Origin of the sequence: Streptomyces longispororuber, from assembly GCF_024448165.1 — a bacterium.
Lineage (GTDB): Bacteria > Actinomycetota > Actinomycetes > Streptomycetales > Streptomycetaceae > Streptomyces > Streptomyces longispororuber_A.
In genome coordinates this window covers 21,436-29,944 of sequence record NZ_JAMOLN010000132.1, presented here as the reverse complement: position 1 = coordinate 29,944, position 8,509 = coordinate 21,436, and the positions used below count along the sequence as shown (strand labels likewise).

General features: G+C 69.5%; 8 protein-coding genes. 6 read left to right on the top strand and 2 right to left on the bottom strand.

Annotated features, from left to right (window positions below; translation table 11 throughout):
• The 6 genes from M4J07_RS30970 to M4J07_RS30945 form a co-directional block, all read left to right on the top strand.
• Positions 1–267: YgaP family membrane protein (locus M4J07_RS30970; RefSeq protein ID WP_255977125.1), on the top strand; the 267-nt coding region annotated here is incomplete at its 5' end.
• A gap of 357 nt (positions 268–624) precedes the next feature.
• Positions 625–990 (top strand): rhodanese-like domain-containing protein, encoded by a 366-nt coding sequence (locus tag M4J07_RS30965; protein WP_255977123.1) that lies wholly within the window; start codon positions 625–627, stop codon positions 988–990.
• Complete coding sequence (locus M4J07_RS30960; protein WP_255977121.1) at positions 987–1,730, top strand: sulfite exporter TauE/SafE family protein; 744 nt, start codon at positions 987–989, stop codon at positions 1,728–1,730. Before M4J07_RS30965 ends, M4J07_RS30960 begins: the two co-directional genes overlap by 4 nt.
• 81 nt (positions 1,731–1,811) lie before the next feature.
• Positions 1,812–3,080 carry an MFS transporter gene (locus M4J07_RS30955; protein WP_255977119.1) on the top strand — a complete coding sequence of 423 codons (1,269 nt, stop codon included), beginning with the start codon at positions 1,812–1,814 and terminating at the stop codon, positions 3,078–3,080.
• Positions 3,081–3,412: 332 nt separating this feature from the next.
• Positions 3,413–4,879 carry a helix-turn-helix domain-containing protein gene (locus tag M4J07_RS30950; RefSeq protein WP_255977117.1) on the top strand — a complete coding sequence of 489 codons (1,467 nt, stop codon included), beginning with the start codon at positions 3,413–3,415 and terminating at the stop codon, positions 4,877–4,879.
• Between the two features lie 158 nt (positions 4,880–5,037).
• Complete coding sequence (locus tag M4J07_RS30945; RefSeq protein ID WP_255977115.1) at positions 5,038–5,388, top strand: hypothetical protein; 351 nt, start codon at positions 5,038–5,040, stop codon at positions 5,386–5,388.
• 718 nt (positions 5,389–6,106) lie between these two features.
• Here M4J07_RS30945 and M4J07_RS30940 read toward each other — a convergent pair.
• Positions 6,107–7,351, bottom strand: coding sequence for an outer membrane protein assembly factor BamB family protein (locus M4J07_RS30940; protein WP_255977113.1), 1,245 nt, complete (start codon positions 7,349–7,351; stop codon positions 6,107–6,109).
• A 372-nt stretch (positions 7,352–7,723) separates the two neighbouring features.
• Positions 7,724–8,380 carry a hypothetical protein gene (locus M4J07_RS30935; RefSeq protein WP_255977111.1) on the bottom strand — a complete coding sequence of 219 codons (657 nt, stop codon included), beginning with the start codon at positions 8,378–8,380 and terminating at the stop codon, positions 7,724–7,726.
• Positions 8,381–8,509 lie beyond the last annotated feature (129 nt).

Genomic DNA, 8,509 nt, shown 5'->3' with positions numbered 1-8,509 from the left:
GGCGCACCGGTCAACCGCGGCCCGCAGCGCTGGGAACTGGAACGTCAGGTCCGTCTCATCGCCGGTTCGATCGTGCTCGTCAGCGGCGTCGTGGGCTTCTTCGTCCCCGGCGTGCACCTGATCGGGACCGCCATCGGCGCCGGGCTGACCGTCGCCGCGCTCAGCAACACCTGCGCCATGGGCATGATGCTGTCCAAACTGCCCTACAACCGCGGCCCGCGCACCGATGTCCGCACCGTCATCACCTCCCTCCAGAACCGGTCGTGAGCCGACCGCACTGGCCCTGGCCTGCGATCCGTCGGTGAGGATCACCGCCGCGACCTCGCTCCCGGTGAACGCCGCGACGTCCGTTCCCGGCTCCGTCAGCGTCCTGCTCGACCGAGGACAGGGCCTCGCGAGTCGCCGCCGGGAAACACGCGAGAACCGCACAAGCCCCCTGACCTCACGTCGCGGGCAGAACCTCCTCATCCACCGGTACGCCCGAGCAGGCAGCCCGCGTGAGGGCACGAGGTACCGGACAACCGGTTGCCGCCCAGTGGCCGATTGTGCCGCTCCGTCCCGGCCCCGCGCAGGCCGCGATTCCTGCACGAACTTCCCACCCGACTGCATTCGAGAGGTCCTGTGATGTCCCTGTTCTCGCGCGACAAGAAGCGCGTCACCGTCGAGGAGGCCCACCGGCGCACCCAGGGCGCCCACGCACCGGACGTCCTGCTGGACGTGCGTGAGCACGGCGAGTGGGACGCCGGGCGGGCGCCCGGCGCGGTGCACGCACCGCTGTCCGCCCTGGTCGCGGGGGCTGCCCTGCCGATGGCCGCCCAGGGGCAGCCGCTGGTGGTGATATGCCGCAGCGGAAACCGCTCCCAGCAGGCCGCCGGCCTGCTCCGTGCACGCGGTGTGGACGCTGTGGACGCCAGAGGCGGCATGCAGCAGTGGGCTGCCGCCGGGCACTCGGTCATCGGTAGGAACGGCACCGAGGGCTCGGTGGCATGACCACCCTGATCCTCGTGCTCGTCGCCGGCGCCGTCGTCGGCCTGGCACTCGGCGGACTCGGTGGTGGCGGCAGCGTCCTGGCGGTCCCCGCCCTGACCTACCTGATCGGTATGCCGCCGGCAGAGGCGATCACCGCCAGCCTGATCATCGTCACCCTGACGTCCGTCACCGCGCTCGCCGGGCACGCCCGGGACGGCAACGTGGTCTGGCGGACCGGGCTGCTGTTCGCCGCGGCGGGGATCGTCCCCGCCATGCTGGCCGGCACGGCCGCCGGTCAGCTGCCCCAGGCCGGGCTGACCATCGCCTTCGCCGTGGTCGCGGGCCTCGCCGCGCTGCGCATGCTGCGCCCCGCATCCGCCCCGGCCTCGGGCGAGGTGCGCCCCGTCAAGGCCGGCGCCGCCGGTGCCGGCCTCGGCGCCGTGACCGGGCTGCTGGGCGTGGGCGGCGGATTCCTCGCCGTGCCGGCTCTCGCACGGGTGCTGAACCTCCCCATGCGCAGGGCCATCGGCACCAGCCTGCTCGTCATCACCATCAACTCGATCGCCGCGCTCGGCGCCCGGGCCGGCACCGGCGTGCATCTGGACTGGGCCGTCATCGCACCCTTCACCGCCGCCGCGATCCTTGGCGCCTGGGACGGCAAACGCTACGCACAGCGTCTCAGCGGCAACACGCTCCAGCGTGTCTTCGCCGTCGCACTGTTCGCGGTCGCGGTCTTCATGCTCGCTGATGCACTCATCTGACCCCTCCGCCGACTCCGTCCCCGTCCCCTGCCCCGATTCCCGGACAGACCCGCCACCCGCACCGCACAAGGACGCCCCCGTATGACGACGACCTCCACGACGCAGCGGCCCGACGGACCCACGGTGCGCCTCGGACTGCGGGAGAACCGCCTCCAGTTCGCCCTCCTCGTCGTCGTCAACATCGCCGTCGGCGGCCTCGTGGGCCTCGAACGCACCACCGTGCCGCTCATCGGCACCGACGTGTTCGGCCTCACCAGCGACCTGGCGGTCTTCTCGTTCATCATCGCCTTCGGTCTCACCAAGGCCCTGACCAACCTCGCCGCCGGGGCCCTGACCGCGCGCTTCCGTCGCAGGCAGCTCCTCCTGAGTGGCTGGCTGCTCGGCGTTCCCGTCCCCTTCATGCTCGCCTGGGCACCGTCCTGGATCTGGATCATCGCCGCGAACGTCCTGCTCGGCCTCAACCAGGGGCTGGCCTGGTCGATGACCGTGAACATGAAGATCGACCTCGTCGGACCGACTCGCCGAGGGCTGGCAACCGGCCTCAACGAGGCCGCCGGCTACACCGCTGTCGGCGCCACCGCACTACTCACCGGCTACCTCGCCACCGGCTATGGCCTGCGCCCGGTCCCCGAACTCCTCGGCATCGTCTTCGTCACCGCCGGCTTGGCCCTGTCCCTCACCGTCCGCGACACCGCGGCCCACGTGGCCCTCGAACTCGCCCAACACCCGAAACCCCTGCCCAACGGCGAGAAGACCACCCTGGCCACCACCTTCGCCCGCACCTCCTGGCGCGACCGCTCACTGCGCGGCGCAAGCCAGGCCGGACTGGTCAACAACCTCAACGACGGCCTCACCTGGGGCGTCTTCCCCCTGCTGTTCACCGACCACGGCCTCGGCCTCGCAGCCGTCGGCCTCATCAAAGGCATCTACCCCATCCTGTGGGGCATCGGCCAGATTCCCGCCGGCCACCTGGCCGACCGTATCGGCCGCAAACCCCTCATCGTCACCGGCATGTTCGTCCAGGCAACCGGCTTCGCCATCGCCCTCGCCCTGATCGACCAGCCTCTGCTCGCGGGCATCCTGTCCGCCGTAGTCCTCGGCCTGGGAACCGCCATGGTCTACCCCGCCCTCATCGCCTCCGTCTCCGACCACGCACACCCCGCCTGGCGCACCAACGCCCTGGGCACCTACCGGTTCTGGCGCGACGTCGGCTACGCCGCCGGAGCACTCCTCGCGGGCATCCTCGCCGACGCCGTCGGCCTCGACGCCACCGTCATCGCAGCCGCCTCCCTCACCGCAGTCTCCGGCCTTCTTGCCGCCCACTGGATCACCGACCACACCAAGCATTGACCTCCACTCACGTCGGCGTAGGCGCTGTAGTACTCGGCCACGACTCCCTTCGCCACGTCCTGCTGCGCCACCGTGCCCAGGGCGAGACCTGCTGCCCGCTGACCGACATCTGACGGTCGGTTCGGGATTCGCCAGGAGGGCCACCGGTTGCGCGGACGTCTGACACCCCCGGCGAGACAGCGGCGTCCACCCAGAGCCGACACCCATGGAGAAGGCGGACATATCCTCGCCGCACCCGGGGAGGATCGGACTGTGGTTCTGCAGCACGGAAGCCAGACGGAAGCCAGTCGACACGATGGCGATCCCTGGCCATACCTCGGACACGGCGGCAGGTGAGACAGCTGGAAGGATGGTTGCTCGACGAGATGCGGCGCCAGGTGAGCCGCGGAAGTGAGCCGAACACACGACGGATCCTCGACTGGCTGCACCAGCAGACCGGGGCCGACATCGCGCTGGTGGCCGCTGACGCCCACCGGGTGGAGTCGACGAGCACGGGTTTCCCGCGAACGGTGCTGGAACCGGTCGCCGAACTGCTCGCACGCCTGCGCGACGGCCAGTTGGCGACAGCCGTGTCCCATGTGCAAGGCCGCTACGTGCGGTGCGAGGCCCTGGACTCGCAGGAGCCGCATCCGGTCCTGGTGGCAGCCGGACAGGAGGAGCTGTCCCGCGTCGCCGCGGACCTGATGGCCCGTACCTGCAGCGTCCTGACCCTGTTGCGCCAGGCCGGGGACAGCGACCGGGCAAAACGCAGTTACCAGGCGAAGGCGCGCCAACTGCGCTTCGCCGTGCTGCAGGCGCTGATGACGGGCGATCCGACGCTGGCTCGACGGATGACGGTCGGGGCCGTGCCCCCGCTCCTGGAGACAGACCGGCTGCGGCTGTACCTACTGCACTGTCCGCCGGGGGAACGCGACCGGATCGCTCTGGCCCGCCAGGATCCTTCCGGGTACCACGGAGGGGATCTGATGGTGCACTGCCCGGTGTTCCGGGAGCACTTGATCTGTCTTGTGGCGGAGAACACGGAGGATGCCGGGACCGGCCCCTTGACCGGCGGGCTTGCCGCGGCGCTGCGGGGCCTGGTGCACCACGACGAACGCTTCGCGCTGGGTGTCAGCGGGCCCCACCCACTCGACTCGACCGCGCGGGCCTACGGGCAGGCCGTTCACGCCCTGGCCGCGGCCCGCGCCACGCCTGCACGAGTCGCGTTCCACCACGGCCGGACGCCGCTGGAGTCGGTCCTGCTCCCCCGGCAGGCGGCAGCGGCCTGGGCCCATGAACTTCTTGAACCGATGACCACGGTCCCCGCGATCAGCGCCGACATCACCCGCCTTGCCATAGACCTCTCCCGCTCCGGCGTGGCCCGTCTCCTCGGCCTCAGCAGGAACACGGTCGCAGCCCATCTGCGTCGTGCGGAGCGGGCACTCGGCCAGGACCTCATGGACATCCAGGTCCGCGCCGATGTCCGTCTGGCCCACGCCCTCACCGACTTCGGAACCGGCCTCAGCTCTTCTCCGGACCCGCCGAACCTGGCGGATCTGCTGATCAATGAGCGCGCTGCCGGCTGGGCGCGAACGGTTCTACGTCCACTGCCGGACCGCCAGCGCCGCACCCTCCAGACATGGGTCGACACCAACGCCGACGCCCAGCGCGCGGCCTGTCGCGCGGGCCTCAGCCGCAACACCGTCCGGGCTCACCTGCGCACGGCAGAAGCCGCTCTCGGCCTCGACCTGCTGACCAGCGGCACCGGCGTCCACGATGTCGTGCACGCTCTCCGCATCGCCGGCCTGCACGGCTTCTGAGCGGCGCGCACAATCCGCTGCGAAAACTGCGCACCGTGCACATGGGCCGGTCGACAGGGTGCGTCCTACGGTTTCAACAGGTTCCCCGGCGGAGGGACATCGTCCGGGGACCCTGTCGATGCAGTTGCGGCCCCATGCCGCTCATCGGGGAAGGAACCATGATCAAGATCGCACACGGACTGTCCGTCGTGGCCACGGCCACCACCGCACTGCTCCTAGCAGCCACCCAAGTCAGCGCCACCGCCCAGTACGACGACTTCGTCCAATGGCAGCGGAGCTGCGGCACCGACTACGCCGGAACCGTGACAAAGAAGAAGGCCGTCACCGGCAAGGCCACCAACGGATCCTGCGCAGGCCACGCCTGGCTCGGCGTCAAGTACAAGAACGGCAGGTGGAGCAACTGGAAGCACGATGCCACCGAAGCCGTCATCAAGAGCCGGGGCGGCAACATCGTCAAGGCCGTGCACAAGGGCTGCGCGGACTGCAAGAAGTACTACACCGAACCGTAGAACGTCGGCGCCTCGCCGCGCCTCGGCCCGGCCCGGCCGTCTTCGGGAACCGCTCCGAGTAACTGCCGCCCGTTCCTCTCGTTCCGGCTGCCCGTGCGGCGTGCACGGGGCATTGGGGCGGGCACGGCACCTCGGGTGGGTGAAGTCCTTGGCATGCCAGGTCCACGCCGGAGAGCCGGTCGTCTCGCGCTCAGTCCGGACGGCGAAACCCTGGCCACCGGCAGCGACGACAAGACCGTGGAGCTCTGGAGCTCTGGAGCACGAGCCAAAGGCTGCCCGTCACTCGTCGACGAGCATCGGCACCACCAGCGTGGGCATGGATGGAGCCGCACGCTCCCGCGCCCCGGAAATCGAAAAGTGCCACCCGCGGCATCACCCTGGGCGGTCCCGCCTGATCCGCCTCTCCTCATGATCGCGCTCATGCACCATCAACTCGGCCTGGAACGACCGGCCTTCTTGTGGGGCTCACCGAACTGTTCCAGCGTCCGAGCCACGCCGCGTGGACCCCTCGCCGCGTCACTCGGAACAGACCGCTCAGCTGAGCCGGTCGCCGGGTTCTGCTACTGGGGAGGGGGTGGCAGCCGTACAGGCGAGAATCTTGAGGTGCTCCTCGGAGGTATTGCCCGGTTCGGCGGCGTAAAGGGTCAGGTCGTGGACAGCCCGGTGGGACAGAGGCCGGTCACCATCTGCGACACGCTTGAGGCGGCTTCACGCCACGTTAGGCGGGTAGGGCGAACAGCTTCTTGCCGTGCAGCGCGAAGACATGCTGGTCATCGCCGGCCATCAGCCAGGCGTGGGTGTCGCCGGAGCCGTCGTTGAACGTCCAGCGCAGACTGCCGGTCTTGGCGTCGAAGGCGTGGATGCCGCCCTTCTCGTCGAGGTCGGTCGCCCCGTACAGGATGCCGTCCACTTCGAGGAACTGGCGGGGCACTTGCGCCTGCGCGTCCGTCAGCGCCTTCGAGCGCCAGTTCGCCTTGCCGGTTCGCGGGGCGATGGACCACAAGGTCTTTCCGCTGTCGGCCACGTAGAGGACGTCCCCCAGGACGGAAGGCTCTTTGAAGGTGTCGAACTCGGCGGCTTCCAGGGACCAGGCTGCGGAGCCGTCGGACAGATCGAGGGCCTGCAGTCGCTGCCCCTGAGGAACGATCACCAAGTCCTCGTGGACGGCGAAGACGCCGTAGTTCGTCTTGGTCGTCTTGTGGGACCACACCTGTCGGCCGGTGGTGGTGTCACGGACCGTGAGGTTCTTCTTGAAGTCGGTGTAGACCAGGTGCCGCCCCTGCACGACGGCGTGCACACCGTTCTGCTCCGTGCCCGCGTCCCGCTGTTCCTTCCAGAGCACCTTGCCTGTGGTGCCGTCCAGGGCGGCGATCACGTTCGTCCGGGACGAGCCGTCGTCCTCGAGGATCTCGGCGATCACGTACACCTGCTTGTCATCCACCGCGACCGGCATCGGCTGTCGGTACTGCTTGCCCAGACGGCTGCGCCACGTCTCCTTGCCGGTGGCCGGGTCGTACCCGCGCACGGTGCCGTCGTACTTGCCGCTCGCCAGATACAGCGTGCCGGAGCCGATCAGCAACGGAGCGCCGGGAGCCGCTCCTTCCTGCAACGACCAGCGCGTTGCGCCGGTCCTGGCGTCGAGCGCGGCGAGCGGGGCACCGCTCGCGATCACCACGCCGTCCACGGCCACCAGCTCGTCGTTGTCCCCGTACGTCTGCGCCGACGTCGTCTTCGTCCACAGCGGCTTCGGGCCCTGCCCCTTGCCGGATGCAGCGCCTTCGGGCTTCTTGTCGGCTGCTGCACCGGGGCCGTCGCCGGAGTCCGTGCTGCCGGTCGTGCTCTCTGCGTCCGCGCCGCAGCCGACCGTGCCGGCCCCCAGCGCGGTCAGCGTGAGACTGCCCGCAGCCAACCGCAGCAGGTGCCGCCGGGATCTGCCGCCCGTCGCGCCGTTGTCCATGGCCATTACAGGTCCCCCGTGAGGTCGATGAGGAAAGGATCGAGGCAGGTGCACGAGTGTGCGCTCCTGTGATCAGGAACGTTAACCGCTGCGGATCGTGTGAGGGAGGCGGGGATCGGCCCGGGACAGCTCCGTGAAGGTACCGAGACATTGAACGGCTGCGAGATCCATGGCTGCCCCTTTCTTCACATGGCGGCGTGCGCGACGCCGGTCAGCTCTACGCTCGCTTCCCACAGCCGACGAGCCGTTTCGGGGTCCTCCAGTTGGGCCTCAGTCGCTCTCTCCGTAGCCGTGCCCCTTGCCCCGACGCTCCTCCACGCTGCGTGGATCGCGCCACGAACCGAACCCGATCGGGTTCCATGCCGAGGATCAAGCGGGTCACCTACTGACGGTGTCGCCGAAGCTGTAGGTAGGCAGTCGGCCGGGGCCGATCACGCGGAAGGCCTGGGTGCCGTCCATCACGGTCTCGCTGTGTTCTTCCCCCTCGGAGATCCAGTGCACTTCAACGCTGAACCGGACATCGTGGCCCCCCGGAAACATCTGCAGGTCGAGCTCTTCCGGATCGCCGGCAGAGACCGTGAACGGGAAATCGACGGCTTTGCCGGCGCCTTTGGCGACCGGAACGAGGCGGATCTGAGGCCGCATGAGGTCGACATTGAAGACGCGCGGTGACAGGGCCCCGCCGCACTCCATCTCGATGACCGATCCCTTGCGCGGGACGGGCCCGGCGGAGACGCGGTGGATGGTCACACCGGTGACGACGATGGCCTCTGACGTCCTGGCCTGCAAGGTCAGTGCCAGTGTCGCCGGATCGTCCCCGGGAGAGGTGACCGGTGTCGCCTGGGCCAGCTTGTCGTTGCTGGAGTCCTTGCGCAGCTGCGACAGCGACTTGTCGGTGTAGACGGGACACGAGCCGATGGTGGAGTGCACGGTCAGGCCTGGCGGATCGGACCACTGCCCCTGAAACCAGCCCCACCCGCCGCTGATCACCGTGACCGCCAGAGCTGTTGCCACCCCGAGCACCGCGGGAACCACGTACTGGGGGCTCCTGAACGGGGAGCGTCGCCGAGGCGGACGGGTGGGCATGGGAGGAACGAACCTGGGACCCGGCGGTGCTCCGCCCGGCTCATCGCTGTCCGGCCGCGGCGGTATGCCCCCGCTCAT